Consider the following 17,383-nt stretch of genomic DNA (forward strand, 5'->3'; position numbering starts at 1 on the left):
GCTCTCGCTCTCCGGCTCTGGCGCGGGCGATCACGTTGGTGGAATCCACCAGGGCCGATCACCGGGCGCTTGCGCAGCAACTGCTGCTGAAGGTTTCGCCGGAGGCGGGCGCCGGGGGCGCGCCCTCCAACCGCGTCGGCATCACGGGCGTTCCGGGCGTGGGCAAGTCGACTTTCATCGACGCGCTCGGCATGTACCTGATCGAGCAGGGCCACCGGGTCGCGGTGCTCGCGGTCGACCCGTCCTCGACCAGGACCGGCGGCTCCATCCTCGGTGACAAGACCAGGATGGCGCGCTTGTCGGTGGAACGTGACGCCTATATCCGGCCTTCGCCCACCGCGGGCACGCTCGGCGGCGTCGCCAAGGCGACACGCGAGACCATCGCGCTGCTCGAGGCGGCGGGATACGACGTGATCCTGGTCGAGACCGTGGGGGTGGGTCAGTCGGAGGTCACCGTCGCGAACATGGTCGACGTGTTCTGCTTCCTGACCCTGGCCCGGACCGGCGATCAGTTGCAAGGCATCAAGAAGGGCGTGCTCGAACTCGCCGATCTGGTCGCGGTGAACAAGGCCGACGGCAAACATGAGGTCGAGGCCAAGGCCGCCGCCCGCGAACTCGCTGGTGCGCTGCGCCTGATCCATCCGCACGACGCGCTGTGGCGGCCGCCCGTGCTGACCATGAGCGGTCTGCAAGGCGTCGGTCTGGACCGGTTCTGGGACACGGTGCTCGAACACCGCCGCGTGCTCACCGACGCCGGGGAGTTCGCCGAGAAGCGTCGTCGCCAGCAGGTCGACTGGACCTGGACCATGGTGCACGACCAGTTGCTGCGCAGGCTCGCGGAAAACCCGGAGGTGAAAGCCATTCGGACGCAAGTGGAAAAACAAGTCCGCGACGGCACCCTGACCGCCGCGCTCGCCGCCGAGGAATTGCTGCGCGCCTTCGACGGGCGCTGACCTACCGGTCACCGCAGGCGGACGCCGCGCCGTGCGGCACCGCGAGCACGGGACATCGATCGCGGTACCGCGGGAACACTTCGGCCCGCGACGCGTTCGAGCGACGGACCCGCGACGGTTCCGGGCCGGCCGAACCCCCGCCGACGGCGCGGTGTGGCTTACCGCTGCTCACCGTGCAAGCGGACCTGCGCCACCAGCGCGCGATGGTCGGCTCCCGGGAGTCCGATGGTCTCCACCACGACCGCGCGGCCGCCTGCGACGAGGATGTGGTCGATGCCGACGAAGGGCGGCCAGCGCTTGTCGGTCGGATAGGTGACCAGATGTCCGGCGCCCGCCTCTTCGGCGGCGTCGCCGAAGCGGCCGGAGAGCATGGCACGGAACTGCCGATGATCGTAGGTCGCGTTGAAGTCGCCGCCTGCGATCGCCGGCCGATTCGCGGGCGATCGGTCGAGAATGTCTCGCAGCCGCGATAATTCGTCGGCCCAGACTCGCGTCCCGTATACCGGCGGCACCGGGTGAAAGGCGTACACCGTGACCGGACCGACGCCCGGAATCTCGGCGGTGGCCGAGAGTTGGTTCAGTACGAAGCCGTCGTACTCCACGGTTTCCGACAGGGGGTAGCTGCTCCAGATTCCGGTCCCGGTCGCGGTTCTTCCCGGCGAGAGGAAACGGTACGGCAGCACCTGATCGAGACCTGCCCGGCCGAGATCCTCGACCGCCGTAGGCGTGAGTTCATCGACCGTGAGCACAGCGACGTTGCGCGCACGCACCTCGTCGATCAGCGCCCGGGGATCGGCTCCGTCGAAAAGGAGATTGGCCTGCATCACGGTCATGGCGTGTCCGTCCCCGTTGTCCGGGCGGCCGACATACAACGGCGCTTGCGTCCACGTCGCGATGGCAACGACGACGATCGCGGCCGCCGCACCACTCCATTGCCGCATGGCGACGAATGCCACCGCACCTAGGACGGCCGATCCCATCAGATATGGCGCGCCCGAAGCCGCCAATACCGATAATCGAGACGACGACCCGCTGAAGTGCAACGCGATCCCAGCGGCCCCCGCCAGAGCCGCAACCCAGGCCAGTAGACGGACACCGATCAGAACCGACTTCGAAATCACGTCCGATACCGGCGACGACGGCAGCCACCGCGAATGATGGGGCGAGGCCCCGATCGGACCGCACCGCTCGGCGATTCGAACAGCCCCCGCGCCAGGTAGCAGCTTTCGAGCTGGTCCATGCGCTGCACGGGGGGCGACCATCGCCGCACGTCGGTTCGGTCGCGGTGCGGCAATAAGGGCCGGCGGTGCACGGTGCCGAGACGGCGGGGACCGTTCACTCGATGCCGAACAGCGTCGCCGCGTTGCGGTAGCAGACCTGCCGCAGCCAGTCGTCGCCGAGTTCGAGCCGTTCGAGCGCCTGGATCGAATGGCCGTAGGAGTGCGGGATATTGGGAAAGTCGCTGCCGAACAGGACGCGGTCGGCGAAGGCGCGCAACCTCCCGTGTTCGTGCACCGGGAACGGGGCGTCGGCCTCGGAGAAATCGGTCCACACCATCGTGGTGTCCAGCCGCACGTCCGCGTAGTCCTCGGCCAGGTCGAGGAATTCGGAATACTCGGGCGTGCCCATGTGCGCGATGATCAGCCGCAGGCGAGGGAAGCGCCGCAGCACACCGGTGATCGGCTCCGGGCCGGTGTAGGTTCCGGGCGCGGGGCCGGAGCCGCAATGGATGACGATGGGAACGCGCGCGTCCTCCAGCAGGCCCCACACCGGGTCCAGCAGCGGGTCGCCCGGATGGTAACCGCCGACTTGAACGTGCGCTTTGAAGACGCGGGCGCCACGCTCGACCGCCTCGCCGACATAGCCGGCTGCCTGTGGCTCGGGAAAGAACGTGGCGGTGTGCAGGCAATCGGGGGTGCGGTCGGCGAAGTCGGCGGTCCATTCGTTCAGCCACGCCGCCATGTCCGGTTTGTGCGGGTAGACCAGTGCGGTGAACGCGCGCACGCCGAAGTCACGCAGCGTCTTCAACCGGACCTGGGCGTCGTCGCGGTAGGTGATCGGCCAGGCGCGGCCGGTCAGCGGCCCGACCGTGTCGAAGTACGCCCACACCTTCCGCATCACCTGATCGGGCATGAAATGGGTGTGCACGTCGATGATGCCGGGCAGTCCGAGCCCGGCGCGGAAGGCGGCGAGGTAGGTGGCGTCGTCGCCGCTGGTCATCGGACCTCCTGCGCCGCTGGGGGGTGCACCGTTCGTGCGAGGTCTCCGACCCGGGCGAGCAGTCGTTCGAAGAAGAGCTCCTGGTCGGTGCCGATCACGATGTCGGCGTTCGGTTCCCGGCCCCACATGCCCGCCCAGTCGGCGACCGTGGTCGCGCGGGTGAGCGTGCCTGCCAGCTCCACGTCCACCGTCGCCGGTCGGGTGCGGGCCAGCGCCGGGTCCAGCGCCACCGCGGCCGCGAACGGATCGTGCATATGGGCCAGATAGCCCAGTCCGTAGCCGTGATGGAAGTCGAAGTAGAACCGCACGGCATCGGTGACGTGCCGGACGATCGGATTGCTCGCGGCCGAGCGGGTGCCGGGCGGGTCGGCGGGCGAGACGACCTCCACCGGAGAGCTTTTCGCCCGCTCGGCCAGGCGGACCAGGTGCTCGGGTCGCATCTCGATCGTCTCGGTGATGTCGAGCGCGCAGACGATCGGCCTGCGCTGGGCGGGCGCCGCGGCGAACGCGTCGAAGACCGCTTTGGCGGCCTCCGGGTCGACGTGCACATTCCACTCGTTGGTGGGCGTGGTGTTGCCGGGATGGTTGAACGCGCCGCCCATGATGACCAGACGGTCCAGTAGCAGCGGCAGATCCGGCTCGATTCGCAGGGCGAGGGCGAGGTTGGTCAGCGGCCCGGTGCAGAGGCCGACTATCTCGCCGGGATGCGCGCGAGCCAGCTCGGCCCACATCAGCGCGGCCGATCGCGGCGAGAGGCGTCGGGCCGATGGGGGGAGTTCGGCGTATCCGATGCCCTGGGGTCCGTGCGTGTCCTCGGTGGTGCGCAGCGGGATCGCCAGGGGATCGGCGGCGCCGAGCGCCACTTCGATCTCGGGGGCGTGGCAGATCTCCAGCCAGGCGAGATTGTTCGCCGCCACCTGCGCCGCCGCGACGTTGCCCGCGGTGGCGGCGATGCCGACGACCTCGGCCTCGGGAGAGCCGAGCAGGTACAGCAGCGCCAGGGAATCGTCGATGCCGGTGTCGACGTCCAGGATGATCTTCTGCCGCACGGCACGAGACTAGCGACCCGGGATGCCGGGCCGACGCCGAGGTGCCGATAGCTCGGTGGTCGCAGCAGTAGTACATGTGTCTAGTACGTTTGTCTAAGACGTTGTAGCCTGTCGGTATGGGAAATCGCGAGGATCTACTGGCGGGAGCACGGAAAGTCATCGTCGAGCGCGGCGTCGCCAGGGCGACCGCTCGCGACATCGCCTCGGCGGCCGGTGTGAGCCTCGCGGCGATCGGCTACCACTTCGGCTCCAAGGACCAGCTGATCACCGAAGCGCTGAGCGACGCCCTGGGCACCGCGATCGGCGACAGCATGGAGGCGAAGATTCGCGAGGGTAGCGGCGCTGCTCCGCTGGCGGCGTTCGCCGCGCTGTGGAACGGCATGCCCACGGTATTCACCGACAACCGCGACAGCATGCTGGCGAGCCTGGAGAATCTGGTGCGCGTCGCACGCTCGACGGAGTTGCAGAAGTTTTTCGCGCAGAGCCTGCCCGGCGCCTACCGGGATATGGCGCAGGCGCTGCGGCAGGCGCACCCCCGACTGAGCGAAGAGCAGGCGGAGGCGATCGCCGAGTTGTACTTCGTGCTCGTCCAGGGGCTCGGTGTGCTGCAGACCATCGCTCCGGAGGCGAACCTGCCGGACGGTGACCGCCTGGCGCAGGCGGTCACCGCGCTGGCGGGGATGGAGATCTAGTGTTCGCTCGACAGCTCTACGGCGGGAATGTGGCGTAGGCGAGACGTCTGGGGCCGGTGTTGCCGATAGTGGAACGTTGCCACGGTGCCGGCTCGGCCGCCGCTCGCACCGCACCTCCTGGCTACCGTCCGCTGCCCGGCCGGCCCCGTCGTGCTGACAAAAGCCGCCGGGCTGCCGCGGGGGATTTCCGCGGCCTCCCGGCGGGACGGTCAGTGCGTCGGCAGCGGCCACGCGGGATGGTCCGCGCCGTAGGCGGGCGCGGGGGAGGCGTAATCCGGGTACTCGGCCAGCACGGGCGGCGCGGTGACGACCTGTCCGTGCCGGACCACATGCGCCGCGCTCGGCAGCGCGGGCTTGGCATGACGCGGTGTGCGGTCCGGCGCGTCGAGCAGCCAGGACGCGGTGCGCGCCAAAGCCACCCGCACGTCCCGCCCGATGCCGTCGTCGCTGCGCGCGACGAGGGCGTCGATCACGCCTGCGGCGAGCAGGTAACCCGACGCGTGGTCGAGTGCCTGCGCGGGCAGCGCCCCCGGCACGGCGGGTGCTCCCTCGAGGATCGAGATGCCGGACGCGGCCTGCACGATGCTGTCGAAACCGCGACGATCACCCCATGGACCGGCTTCACCCCAGGCCGACACCCGCCCGTGGATCAATCCGGGACGGGCGGCCGCTCGCACCCCGGCCCGCTCCAGCGCACCTGGCCGGTATCCGGTGATCAGCACGTCCGCGGCGGCCACCAAGTCGTCGATGCCGCGGGTGCGCAGGTCGACCAGCGTCGAACGTTTGCCCTGGCAGGTGTCGGCGAATTGCCAGGAGATCTCGGGCAACTGCGGCGGATCGACGCGCAGCACCTCGGCGCCGAGCAATGCCAGCGCCCGTGTCGCGACCGGTCCCGCGATCACCCTGGTCAGGTCGAGCACCCGTACGCCCCGCAGGGGTTGCAGAGGCGCGGCGCCCGCCGGCAATCCGGTCGCCCCCCGGTCGGCGCGCGGGTCGATCGCGACCAACGGACCCGCCGCCGCGGCCTGGCCCTCGGGGCTCGTGACCCATTCCTCCTCGGTGCGGACGCGGACCGCGATGGCGCCCTGCGCCGCAGCCTGATCCTCCAGGTCCGAAGCGCGGATCATGGCCATCTGAGCGACGGCGAGGTCGACCGGCGCGGCCTCGGGCAGGCCGAGCGTGGCGAACAGCCGCGCCCGATGATGCGGATAGTTGGCGTGCGTGCGAACCCAGCCGTCGAAGGTGGGGAAGAACCCGGAAAGGTCGGCGAACGACGTCGGCATCCGGCCATCGATGCGTAGCAGACGCTCGCTGGAGAAGGCCGCGGTGATGCGGGCCGGATCGAGGCGGTGCGCCACCGGGTCGATACCGCGGGCTGTCCGCATCCGGTTCGCGGCCGTGGTCAGCGCCGCGACCGAACCGGCGGCCAGTGCCCAGACCGGTAATGTCGCGGCGAGATTGCTACCCGGATCGGGCGCGGGGGAGATGCGTGAGGCGGTGACACCTATACCGGCCTCGTAGTCCTGGACGAGCCGTGCGTGCGTGTTCACTCGCTTCAGCCTAGTTGGCGCCTCGCAGAACTCGAGTGTCGTGGTCCCTCCGACCCGGCCCGAGCGACGGCCGCGACGGCGGGCCGCCTTGCCGCTCCCCCCGGCCACCTGCGCCTATTCGGCTCGAAGACACACCGGCTCCGCGCGCCGGTGCGCCGTGCCCCGATGCGGCGGGGCTGTCGCCGACCGGCGACGGCGCTCTTCCGGGCCGGACCGCCGTTGGCGCTCGGGCGGCCACCGCATGATCGAAGACGCGTGGCCCTGAGATAGCGGGTCAGGTGCTGCGGAGTCCGAGGTCTTCGAGAGAACCCCGGCCTCTCGGGAACCGAGGGCCGAGCCGAATCTCGGGGACGCGGCATGAAAACAGCTGCCCGAGCGTACTTCTCGCCAGTGAGGATAGTGACGCGCACCGGATCGCGAGAAATCGGCCAGCATGTCCCCATGCCGCACGGCGGCAGTCGGCGCGGGACGCCGCGCGGATCCGATGACCTGTCCGCCGCGTGCGGATATGGGGGCAGAGCATGGCCGCAGTGGAAAACCGCGCGGCACCGATATGTGAGGTCGAGAGACGATGACGAACGTCTATGCCGGAAGCGCGGAATACACGGTGCCGACGACCAGAACGAAGAAGAACTCGACAGCACGGGAGCGCATTCCGGTATTCGGCATCGATATGCGGCCGCGCGCCGCGCTGCTTCCGGACCGGGTTCGCCGGGCGCCGATCGAACACGACTACGAACTGATGGCTGTGCAGGACGCCCAGAATGCCGGGTACCTTCGGGAGATCCAGGACCTCGCCGCGGAGCGCGCGTCGCTCGGGACCGCCGGTCACGACCAGGCGACGCGCTTGCGCGTGGAGCAGCTCGAGGCCGCGCTCACGGCGGCGACGGCGGACGCGGCCGCCGCGGGAGTCGCGGCCGACGACGTCGATCGTGCGGTGGAACACGGCCGCGCCGGCGCCTACTGGGCCGACCGGCCGGCGCACCGCTACCTGGGCCGCATCGCCCAGCTGACCGACGAAATGTATTCCCGCCTGGACGAATTGGCCGGTTACCGGCAGCGGGTGGCCGAGCTCGAGCATCGGCTCGCGCAAACCGGTCGCGGCGAGTCCTGAGCCGTCCGCCTGCTTCGCGCGCGTCCGTTCCGAGCGGGAGAGCAGATCGCGGGACTCCGCGAGCAGGATCCGGCCGGCTTCGGTGAGCTCGACCCGGCGGCTGCCGCGGTCGAACAAACGGGCTCCGGGTCGGTCTCGAGGCGGCGGATGCGCTGGCTCAGCGGCGGCTGTGCGAGTGCCGAGGCGTTCGGCGGCCCGTTCCACCGCAATTCCTCGGCGACGGCGACGAAGTGCCGGAGCTGACGCATGAGAGATTTCGGACGGCGTGAGTCTCGGTCACTCGCATGGAGGATGCGCCGCGAATTGCCAGGAGCGATGGCCTCGGAATCGGCCACCGCTGATCGTGACCGCTGGGAACCAGGCGTCATCAATGCTCGGCCGGTTGCCCCGCCGACAATTTCACCTGCGGCACGGTGGATCTCGGCCACGTCGGTGAGCAGGTGCTTGCGTTCGACCGGGTGGGAGCCCGGCAAGGTGCTCTTCGAGCGGCTGCGGCCGGTCGTCGAGGATGACCAGGCCCGACGGCCGAGGGCGACTACCGTGGTCTGGTCCGGCCGCGCGGCGGGACCACGACGGCGAAGGGAGGCCGAAGGTGGCAGGCGGCAGCACCGATTCGGACTGGTTGCGGACGCTGCGATCCGAGGCGGTCGCGCGGCAACACCTGCTGTGCTTCCCGCCCGGCGGAGGGTCGGCGACGGCATACCGGGACCTCGCACAGCGGTTCGGGGCGGACGTCGCGGTGCTCGCGGTGCAGTATCCGGGGCGGCAGGACCGGTTGGGGGAGGATCCGATCGCCGACCTGGTCGCACTGGCGGACCGGATCGCCCAAGCGGTGCTCGCGCGAGGCCGGATCGCGCGGCTGTCGTTGTTCGGGCACAGCATGGGCGCGACCGTGGCATTCGAGACCGCGCGCAGGCTCGAGCGTGCCGGGCAGCCGGTGGCCACGCTGTTCGTGTCCGGCCGTCCCGCACCCACCTTCGAGGAGACGCAGCGGTTGCACCTGGCCTCCGACGACGAACTCATCGGCGACCTGGTGCGGCTGGCCTCGGATCCCGCCCCGCTCGAGCTGCTGCGCGCCGAACCGGGCCTCGCCGAACTCGTGCTGCCCGCCGTGCGCGCCGACTACCGAGCGGTGGAGACCTACCGCTACCAGCCGGGGGAGCCGCTGCGCGCCGATATCGCGGCGCTGGTCGGCACCGAGGACCCGACGATGCGACCCGAGCAGGCCGACGAATGGCGCGCGCACACCAGCGGAGGATTCGACCGGGCGACCTTCCCCGGCGGCCATTTCTACCTGGACGAACATGTCGCGGAGGTGGCCGACTTCGTCGTGCGCCACCTCGGCGCCTGAGCACCGGCGTCAGCGCGGTGCGTGCACAGGGGCGGCCGGGGCGGATCGGCGCAGCGCCCACACATAACCGATCCACGACGCCACCACCAGTGCGGCCGCCACTGCGCGCACCAACCCGAGCGCGTGTTCGGGGTAGATCACGCCGGTGAGGTAGTGGTCGATGAATCCGCTCGACGGCAACCGCTGTCGGCCGGCGTGCTCGCGCGCCCAGTTCTCCAGATGCGTGAGCGGGCAGTCGAAACCGACCACGATCGTGCCGAACCCCCAGCAGACCGCGAGCAGGTGCAGCCAGATCGTGCGCGGAAAGCGCCATGCGAGGAATCCGCCGACCACCACGTAGGCCACGAAGGCGAAATGCGTGACGGCGGTGGCGTCGGCTGCGAGCCGGTAGAGCACGCCTCCAGGGTAGCCCTCCGCCGGGTGCGGGATTTCGGATCGACCGCTACCAGGGGGAGGGTTGATAGTCCTTGAGGAAGCAGCCGAACAGATCGGTGCCGTTCTCACCCTGCACGATGGGGTCGTAGACGCGCGCCGCGCCGTCGACCAGGTCCAGCGGCGCGTGGAAGCCCTCGTCGGCGAGCCGGATCTTGGTGTAGTGCGGTCGCTCGTCGGTGATCCATCCGGTGTCGACCGCGGTCATCAGAATGCGGTCCTGCTCGAACATCTCCCGGGCGCTGGTGCGAGTCAACATGTTCAACGCCGCCTTGGCCATATTGGTGTGCGGGTGACCCGGACCCTTGTAGGCGCGGGAGAACTGCCCTTCCATCGCGGAGACGTTCACGACGTACTTCCGGCGCGCCCCGGCGGCGGCCATCGCCGGGCGCAAGCGGGAGGCGAGGATGAACGGCGCGACCGAGTTGCACAGCTGCACTTCCAGCAGTTCGGTCGGATCCACCTCCGAGACGGTCTGCACCCAGCTGTTGCTGTGCGCGAGGTCGGGCACCAGGCCACCCGCGTCGATCGCGACGCCGCGCGCGATGCGTTCCGGCGTCGCCGATCCCGCGACCAACGCCAGCTCGGCGACGTCGGCGGCGGTCAGCGCGGGGGTGAGCGAGGCGGTCAGCGCGGTGGGGTGGGCCTGCATGGTCTTGCCGAAGGTCACCACCTCCGGCAGCGCGCCGGAGGGCAGCGGTCCCGACTCGGCCTCGACGAGGGCGCTGTAGGCGCCGGGGGAGCGGCGCACGGTCTGCGCGGCGTTGTTGATCAGGATGTCCAGCGGGCCCTGGGCGGCGACGTCGTCGGCCAAGGCGACCACCTGGGCCGGATCGCGCAGGTCGATGCCGACGACGCGCAACCGGTGCAGCCAGTCCGCGCTGTCGTCCATCGCGGCGAAACGCCGGATGGCGTCGTTGGGGAAGCGGGTGGTGATGGTGGTGTGCGCGCCGTCGCGCAGCAGGCGCAGCGCGATGTACATGCCGATCTTGGCGCGGCCGCCGGTGAGCAGTGCCCGCCGCCCGGTCAGATCGGTGCGGGCGTTTCGTTTGGTATGGCTGCTCGTCGCGCACTCCGGGCACAGCTGGTGGTAGAAGGCATCGACCTGGGTGTAGCGCTGCTTACAGATGTAGCAGGGACGCGGGCGGAGCAGCGTGCCCGCGCTGGCTCCGGTCGTGGCCGAGCTGATCGGGAGGCCCGCGGTCTCGTCATCGATCCGGTTCGGGGATCCGGTGGCGGTGGCGGCGACCACCGCGCGGTCGGCGGCCGAGACCGCCGCGCGCGCTTCGGTGCGGCGCCGCTGCTTGAGCTTTTTGAACATGTGGCCGACCGCCCGCTGCACGGCCACCGAGTCCGGATGGTCCTTTTCGAGCGTTCCGGCCTGCTCCAAGACCCGAAGACAGGTCGCGAGGTCCTCGGGATCGATCATGCTTTCGGCCATCGGGGCGGGGGACATCCTTCATCGAGCTGGGCAGACGACCCGCCCATTGTCGCAAACCCCGCCTGCCCAGTGGTCGCCCGGTCGCCCGCGCCGCGGTCGAGCGCGGCGGTCAGCTACTGCGCGGAGAGATGGAGGCGCGGTCGGCGCGCAGGTCGTCGACGAAGTTGGCGATCGCTTCGGCGACCAGCAGCGGCTCGGTGATCGGCAGCCAGTGATTCGCCGGGACGGCGCGGCGCCACAGCTTGTCGATCCAGCGCGCGGAGCTGTCGTAGACGGCGGTCGGCACGAACGGGTCGGTGGTGTCGACGAGCAGTTGGACCGGGACGGCCGTCCGCCGCACCCGCGGCTTCCCCAGGTGGTGCAGAAGATTGGCCTGGGCGATCCGCGCACCGGCGACGAGATCGGAGCGCCAGCTGTGGGCGACCCGCGCGGGTACCGGTGCCAGACCACCGAATCGGTGCGCGAGCAGGCCGCGCACCCGCGGCGGGTAGAGCCTTCGGACGATCGGGCCCGGCCGCAGCGCCCAGCGCGCACCGCGCAGCCACCAGCCCAGATCGCCGAGTTCGCGGCCGGCGCGCGGCGCCAGCGCGCGTAGCCACAGGCCCAGATGATCGAGGTTCGGCCCGGCGATCGCGGTGAACGAGGCGATGCGGGTGTTGGCTCGTTCGTCGCAGACCGCCTCCCACAGCTGCACGGCGCCCCAGCCGTGGCCGCAGGTGTGCACCGGCCTGCGTGGGCTGGCGGCGTCGATCACCGCGAAGAAATCCTCCGCCAGCGGGCCGAGGCGATACTCCGACGGCGCCACGGGAGTGGCCGAACGTCCGTGACCGCGCACGTCGTAGGTGATGACCCGGAAGCCGTCGGCCAGCAGGGCCGCGACCGTGGACCACACACGGTGCGTGTCGGTGAGGCCGTGCACCAGCACCAAGGGCTCGGCCGCGGCGTCACCCCATTCGTAGACGGCGAGATCGGCGCCGTCCCGATCGACCGTCCAGGTGCGGTCCGGGCGGGGCGTTTCGGTGGTGTCGAGCAGTTCGGCCATGTCGTTACCCCTTCGCTGCCGGCTACCGATTCGATGGCACATTGCCCGTCGTGCCCGACGTGTGTGATTCCGATACGGACAGTACGAAGAATTGACCCATCGAGGGAGAGGTGAAACGCCCGAATATGGCGCAGCTCACCCGCGAGCGGACCGACTCCGCCGACCGAGCCGGTGGGCCACTGCTCGCACTCCCGGCCGGGCGTCGAAATCCCCGGTCGGGCAACGGCGGTCCGGCTCGTCCTCGAAGGGCTCCTGCGAGGGTGTGCGACTCTTGTTGACAACTCGCCAATAGTTCGGGAATCTGGGGCGGAACCGGTGACGAGACCGGACCGGAGCGAGCGAAGGATCGAGCGATGGCACGCGCGGCGTGGAGTGACGACGAGGTCGAGGCGGTACGAGACCTGGCGAGGACCTTCTTCGAGAAGGAGGTCGTGCCCCGCGAGGACGAATTCGTCGCCCAAGGGCACCCTGACCGCGCGCTGTACAACCGGGCGGGTGAACTCGGCCTGCTGTGCCCCGCCATTCCGGCCGAATACGGCGGTGGGGGCGGCACCTTCGCGCACGAGGCCGCCATCATCGAGGAGCAGGCGCGCGCGGGCGACGGATCGATGGGTATCCCCGTGCACAGCTCGATCATCGCGCCGTACCTGTACGAGTTCGGCTCCGAAGAGCTCAAGCGGCGCGTGCTGCCCAAGGCCGCGAGCGGCGACATCGTGCTGTCCATCGGCATGACCGAGCCGGGCACCGGATCCGACCTGCAAAACATCAAGACCCGTGCGGTCCGGGAGGGCGACGAGTACGTCATCACCGGCTCGAAGATCTTCATCACCAACGGCTGGCTCTGCGACGGCATCATCATCGCCGCCAAGACCGACCCGGCCAAAGGCGCGGCCGGTGTCTCGCTGATCTTCGCCGAAGTCGGCGACGACACCCCCGGCTTCAAGCGCGGGCGCATCCTGGACAAGATCGGCGGGAAGGCTCAGGACACCGCCGAGCTGTTCTTCGACGGTCTGCGCGTGCCCGCGTCCAACCTTCTCGGCGAGGCCGAGGGCCAGGGCTTCTACCAGATGATGCAGATGCTCGCGCAGGAGCGGCTGGTCACCGCCATCATCGCGGTGGCCATGATGGAGAAGGCCGTGCAACTCACCGTCGACTACACCAAGGGCCGCGAAGCGTTCGGCAAGCCGCTGTTCGCGATGCAGAACACGAAGTTCGAGCTCGCCGAATGCGCGACCATCACCAAGGTCTCCCGCACTTTCCTGGACGACTGCATCGACAAGCACCTGCGCGGCGAACTCGACATTCCCAGCGCGGCCATGTCGAAGTACTGGCTGACCGATCAGCTCGGTATCGTGGTGGACCGCTGCCTGCAACTGTTCGGCGGCTACGGCTACATGACGGAGTATCCGATTTCCCAGCTCTACACCGGCGCCCGCGTCCTGCGCATCCTCGCGGGCAGCAACGAGGTGATGAAGGATCTCATTGCCCGGTCTCTCTGACACCACGAGCGCGACCGCGGACGGTGGCGCCGATCCGGCGCTACCGCGCCGTCGCAGGCTCGAGCCCGACGAGCGGCGCGCGCAAATCCTCGCCTGCGCGATCGACATGTTCGGCGAACGCCCGTACGCGGCTGTCTCCACCGCCGAACTGGCGCAGCGGGCCGGTGTGGCCCGCGGCCTGATCAACCACTATTTCGGCAATAAACGCGATCTCTACCTCGCGGTGGTGCGGCGGATGGTGACGCTGCCCAAGCTCGATGACATGATCGTGCCTACCGGCTCGTGGCGTGAGCGTGTCGACGCCAGCGTGCGCTGGCTGCTCGACACCATCGCCGAGCACGGCAGCACCTGGGTGAAGGTGACCAGCCACGAGGGGGTCGGCGACGATCCCGAGGTGCAGCAGATCCTGGACGCCGCCGACGACGCTGCTGCCGAACGTCTACTGCTGATGGTCGGCCTCGCGCATTCGGCACACGACGTCCAACTGCGCGCGATGGTGCGTGCCTACGGCGGGCTGGTCAAGGTCGCGGGCCGGGAATGGATCACGCGTGGCACGCTCACCCGCGAGCAGGTGCACGACCTGCTGTGCGACATGTTGCTGACGTTGGTCACCGAATCGCTGCCCAAGGTCGACCGCAGGCAGTGAACGGCGCCACCGATCACCGCTCGCCGCTGTAGCGACCGTGGCGGCGCGGGCCGACGAGGAGGGCCCGGCGCCCGCGGCAGCACGGCGTTCACCGCCACGCCGACGGTCGCACAGCCCGTTGAAACCGTTCCCGGTGACGGTCCGCGCCGTAGGCGGACACAGTGAGCGCGCACGGCACAATGCCCGGCGGGTCGGAATTACATCGAGCAAATTCCCGGCCCTGGCATGCCGACGGCAAGTGACCGGCGGCTCGACGTCGCCTTATCCAACGTGAATACTCCGCGGAAGGGTGGCAATCGCGCAGGCCGCCGATCGACCAGCATGCGCCTCGGTTACCCAAGCCGCGCGTTCGTTATCACGGCCCGATCACAAATGTCGGACACTTCGGATCAACTTTTCGCGGTGCGCGTCCTATTCTGTGTCGGTATATCGGGGCGGGTCCGGACAGTCCGAGGTTCCTGCGCGGTGTGTTGGTGTGGAGAGGACCTTGATGACACGGGCAGAACGGCGTGAAACGGATCGCTGGCCGCAGGCGCAGCCGGAGGATCGCTGGTCGGAGCCGGAGCCCGACGACCGCTGGTCCGACGATGAGGACGAGCGCTGGCCCGAGCCGCCGAGCCGGCGCCGGACCGGACGGCTCCGCGTGGAGATTCCGCCGATCGTCAATCCCTACGCGATCATCGCCTTGGTGGCGGCACTGCTCGGATTGTTCCCCGTGGCCATCGTGTTCGGGTTCATCGCCTTCAGCCACCCCCGTGGCCGGGTGATGGCGATGTTCGCGCTGCTGCTCGGGGTAGCCGAGATCACCGCGGTGGCGGGATTCGTCCTGATGACGAGTGGTTGGCTGCCGGACGTGACCAACCGCACGGCCTCGATCGGGCCCGCGCCCGTCGCGTCGACTGCCACGACCGTCGAGCGTCCGGTGGTGACCACCACGACCGCCGCACCGAGCCTCGCGGTGACGACCACGCCGTCGGAGAGCCAGGAGCCGGTCGCGAAGGGCGCGCCGTGCACCGAGGCCCAGCTCGGCAAGATCGGCAGCGCCACCAACGGCGGCACACTGATCTGTCTCACCGCCGCCGGTGGCTACCAGTGGGCGGGCCCGCACGTCGTGGCCACCGCCGTGCAGCAGGCGGGCTCGAAATGTGACGCCTCCGGCGCCAAGACCGGACGCACCGCCGACGGCCGGGCCTTGGTGTGCGAAGTCAGCGGACGCAGCGGCACATGGGTGCTGTGGACCGAATAGCCGTCGACGCTATTCGGGCTTCTTCGCGCGGCTCGGCTGCACCCGGGGTGGCTCGTTGGGCATCTTCGGGTACTGCGGTGGCCACGGCGCGTCCATGAGGCCGGCCGCCATGTCCCGTTCGGACATCTCCAGCAGCGGGGCGATGGATTGGGGCGGGCGGCCGGCCCACGGGTCGCCGTATTCGGCGTAGCGCGCGGGCACGGTCGCGATGGTCAGGTCGTCGGGCGCCACCGAATCCAGATCGGACCAACTGATCGGCGTCGACACCTGCGCGCCGACCTTCGGCCGCACGCACCAGGCGCCGAAAACCGTTTTGTGCGGAGCGTTCTGGTTGAAATCGATGAATACCCGTTTGCCGCGTTCTTCTTTCCACCATTGGGCGGTGATGTCCTCGGGATACCGGCGCTCCAATTCGCGCGCCAGCGCCACCGCGGCGGCACGCACCTGATAGCCGTCCCATTTCGGCTCCAGCGCGGAGTAGAGATGCAAGCCGCGTGACCCGGAGGTCTTGATCCAGGATTCGATGCCGAGTTCGGCCAGCAGATCCCTGGTGCGGATCGCGGCCTGCCGTAGGTCGGCGAAGGTGATGCCCGGCGAGGGATCGAGATCGATGCGCAACTCGTCGGCGATCTCCAGATTGTCGGCCCGGTTGGGCCAGACGTGGAAGCCGAGGCACCCCTGGTTCACCGCCCACAGGATATGGGCGAGATCCTGGGCGACGAGGGCGTCGCTGGTGGTGCCGTTCGGTGTGGACACCTCCACGGTGCGCAGCCACTCCGGCGCGGACTTCGGCACCCGCTTCTGAAACCAGGATTTGCCCGATGCCCCGTCCGGGTAGCGCTCCAGCAGCAGCGGCCTGCCGCCGACCACTTCGAGGAACGGTTCGGCGATCGCCTGGTAGTACCGCACCAGGTCGAGTTTCGTCTCGCCGCGCTTGGTGAAATAGATCTTGCCCGGGTTGCTGATCGTGACCGTCCGGCCGTCGGTCTCGATATCGACGGACTCGGTCATCGTGCCGCGCCTTCGCCGAACAACGTGCTCAATTCCGCAGGCGCGACTTCGTCGAGCTGCGCGTAGGTACACGATTCCGGGGTCCGGTCGGCCCGGAAGCGCACCAGCCTGCCGCCGTGGCGCAGCCGCCCCGACTGCACGTGCTCGTAGCGCACCTCGGCGACCAGTTCCGGCCGCAGCGCCTCCCAGGACAGATCCTTGCCGCCGGTCCAGCGGCTGACGCCGCCGGGCATCTTGCCGTCCGCGGCCGCCTGCGCCGCGGCGTCGGCCCACTGCCGCCAAGGATGGTTGTCCAGCGCGTTCTCCCGCAACGGCGCCAGCTCCTCGACCAGTTCCTTACGCCGGGCCGCGGTGAAGCTGCTGGCCACGCCGACGTGGTGCAGGTGGCCGTCGTCGTCGAAGAGCCCGAGCAGCAGCGAACCGACACCCGCCCCGTCCTTGTGCCAGCGAAAGCCCGCCACCACGCAGTCGGCGGTGCGCTCGTGCTTGACCTTCAACATCACCCGCTTGTCCTGGAGGTAGGCGAGGTCGTCGGATTTGACCATCACGCCGTCGAATCCGGCCCCCTCGAAACGGGTGAACCAGTCCTCGGCCACGTCGGGATCGTGGGTGATCGGAGTGAGGTGGACGCGCGCGAGCGCGGTGTCCAGGATGGTCTCCAACCGCCGCCTGCGTTCGGCGAACGGTTCGCCGGTCAGGTCCTTGTCGCCGAGCGCGAGCAGATCGAAGGCGACGAAACTGGCCGGCGTCTCCGCGGCCAGCTTGGCGACCCGGGACGCGGCCGGGTGCAGGCGGTTCTGCAGGGTGTCGAAGTCCAACCCCTGTTCGGTGACCACCACGATCTCGCCGTCCACCACGCAGCGGTCCGGCAGCGCCTGCTTCAGCAACTCGGCGACCTCGGGGAAATACCTGGTCAGGGGTCGGTCGTTGCGCGAGCCGAGCTCCACTTCGGCCCCGTCGCGGAACACGATGCAGCGGAAGCCGTCCCATTTGGGTTCGTAGCTCAGGCCCGGCTCGCGCGGGACCGCCGGCGCGGTTTTGGCCAGCATCGGCCGCACTGGTGGCAGAACCGGTAGATCCACGCGATCCTCCTCGGATTCGATCCTCACCCATACCGACGGCGCGCGCCGAACGAAC

The 17,383-nt window shown here is 69.5% G+C and carries 16 protein-coding genes; 7 read left to right on the forward strand and 9 right to left on the reverse strand.

What is annotated here, in order from left to right; genetic code table 11:
- Positions 1–953: methylmalonyl Co-A mutase-associated GTPase MeaB (meaB, locus tag ACFU5M_RS25280; RefSeq protein WP_379053150.1), on the forward strand; the 953-nt coding region annotated here is incomplete at its 5' end.
- 158 nt (positions 954–1,111) lie between these two features.
- Here the strand turns inward: meaB and ACFU5M_RS25285 are convergent.
- From ACFU5M_RS25285 to ACFU5M_RS25295, 3 genes are all read right to left on the reverse strand, one after another.
- Positions 1,112–1,909, reverse strand: coding sequence for an endonuclease/exonuclease/phosphatase family protein (locus tag ACFU5M_RS25285; RefSeq protein ID WP_379053152.1), 798 nt, complete (start codon positions 1,907–1,909; stop codon positions 1,112–1,114).
- A 379-nt stretch (positions 1,910–2,288) separates the two neighbouring features.
- Positions 2,289–3,173 carry an amidohydrolase family protein gene (locus ACFU5M_RS25290; protein ID WP_379053154.1) on the reverse strand — a complete coding sequence of 295 codons (885 nt, stop codon included), beginning with the start codon at positions 3,171–3,173 and terminating at the stop codon, positions 2,289–2,291.
- On the reverse strand, positions 3,170–4,222 hold the full coding sequence (locus tag ACFU5M_RS25295; protein ID WP_379053156.1) for a nucleoside hydrolase: 1,053 nt from the start codon (positions 4,220–4,222) through the stop codon (positions 3,170–3,172). Before ACFU5M_RS25295 ends, ACFU5M_RS25290 begins: the two co-directional genes overlap by 4 nt.
- 116 nt (positions 4,223–4,338) lie before the next feature.
- Here ACFU5M_RS25295 and ACFU5M_RS25300 point away from each other — a divergent pair, with 116 nt between their 5' ends.
- On the forward strand, positions 4,339–4,914 hold the full coding sequence (locus tag ACFU5M_RS25300; protein ID WP_379053157.1) for a TetR/AcrR family transcriptional regulator: 576 nt from the start codon (positions 4,339–4,341) through the stop codon (positions 4,912–4,914).
- Between the two features lie 209 nt (positions 4,915–5,123).
- Here the strand turns inward: ACFU5M_RS25300 and ACFU5M_RS25305 are convergent, their stop codons facing one another.
- Positions 5,124–6,464: a CoA transferase gene (locus ACFU5M_RS25305; protein ID WP_379053158.1), complete on the reverse strand. Its 1,341-nt coding sequence runs from the start codon at positions 6,462–6,464 to the stop codon at positions 5,124–5,126.
- A 571-nt stretch (positions 6,465–7,035) separates the two neighbouring features.
- Between ACFU5M_RS25305 and ACFU5M_RS25310 the strand changes: the two genes are divergently transcribed.
- Positions 7,036–7,578 (forward strand): hypothetical protein, encoded by a 543-nt coding sequence (locus ACFU5M_RS25310; protein WP_379053160.1) that lies wholly within the window; start codon positions 7,036–7,038, stop codon positions 7,576–7,578.
- A 592-nt stretch (positions 7,579–8,170) separates the two neighbouring features.
- On the forward strand, positions 8,171–8,929 hold the full coding sequence (locus ACFU5M_RS25315) for a thioesterase II family protein (RefSeq protein ID WP_379053162.1): 759 nt from the start codon (positions 8,171–8,173) through the stop codon (positions 8,927–8,929).
- 9 nt (positions 8,930–8,938) lie between these two features.
- On the opposite strand, the gene ACFU5M_RS25320 is transcribed toward ACFU5M_RS25315, so the two are convergent.
- From ACFU5M_RS25320 to ACFU5M_RS25330, 3 genes are all read right to left on the reverse strand, one after another.
- Entirely contained in the window at positions 8,939–9,325 is a 387-nt protein-coding gene (locus ACFU5M_RS25320) for a DUF2784 domain-containing protein (RefSeq protein WP_379053163.1), read from the reverse strand.
- Positions 9,326–9,371: 46 nt separating this feature from the next.
- A complete protein-coding gene (locus ACFU5M_RS25325) occupies positions 9,372–10,802 on the reverse strand; it encodes an SDR family NAD(P)-dependent oxidoreductase (RefSeq protein ID WP_379053165.1) in 1,431 nt (476 codons plus the stop codon).
- A 109-nt stretch (positions 10,803–10,911) separates the two neighbouring features.
- Positions 10,912–11,844, reverse strand: a complete 933-nt coding sequence (locus ACFU5M_RS25330) for an alpha/beta fold hydrolase (protein ID WP_379053167.1) — start codon at positions 11,842–11,844, stop codon at positions 10,912–10,914.
- 353 nt (positions 11,845–12,197) lie between these two features.
- On the opposite strand from ACFU5M_RS25330, the gene ACFU5M_RS25335 reads away from it, so the two are divergent.
- The 3 genes from ACFU5M_RS25335 to ACFU5M_RS25345 all read left to right on the forward strand — a co-directional run bounded on the left by ACFU5M_RS25335 (position 12,198) and on the right by ACFU5M_RS25345 (position 15,235).
- A complete protein-coding gene (locus ACFU5M_RS25335; protein WP_379053168.1) occupies positions 12,198–13,343 on the forward strand; it encodes an acyl-CoA dehydrogenase family protein in 1,146 nt (381 codons plus the stop codon).
- Entirely contained in the window at positions 13,327–13,989 is a 663-nt protein-coding gene (locus tag ACFU5M_RS25340) for a TetR/AcrR family transcriptional regulator (protein ID WP_379053169.1), read from the forward strand. Before ACFU5M_RS25335 ends, ACFU5M_RS25340 begins: the two co-directional genes overlap by 17 nt.
- Before the next feature lie 490 nt (positions 13,990–14,479).
- Positions 14,480–15,235, forward strand: a complete 756-nt coding sequence (locus ACFU5M_RS25345) for a DUF4190 domain-containing protein (RefSeq protein ID WP_379053171.1) — start codon at positions 14,480–14,482, stop codon at positions 15,233–15,235.
- Between the two features lie 9 nt (positions 15,236–15,244).
- Here ACFU5M_RS25345 and ligD read toward each other — a convergent pair whose 3' ends face one another.
- Together ligD and ACFU5M_RS25355 are read right to left on the reverse strand one after the other, a co-directional pair.
- Entirely contained in the window at positions 15,245–16,246 is a 1,002-nt protein-coding gene (gene ligD / locus ACFU5M_RS25350) for a non-homologous end-joining DNA ligase (RefSeq protein ID WP_379053173.1), read from the reverse strand.
- Positions 16,243–17,328 carry an ATP-dependent DNA ligase gene (locus ACFU5M_RS25355; RefSeq protein WP_379053175.1) on the reverse strand — a complete coding sequence of 362 codons (1,086 nt, stop codon included), beginning with the start codon at positions 17,326–17,328 and terminating at the stop codon, positions 16,243–16,245. Before ACFU5M_RS25355 ends, ligD begins: the two co-directional genes overlap by 4 nt.
- Positions 17,329–17,383: the final 55 nt, after the last annotated feature.

The organism is Nocardia sp. NPDC057455, from assembly GCF_042802775.1.
Taxonomy (GTDB): domain Bacteria; phylum Actinomycetota; class Actinomycetes; order Mycobacteriales; family Mycobacteriaceae; genus Nocardia.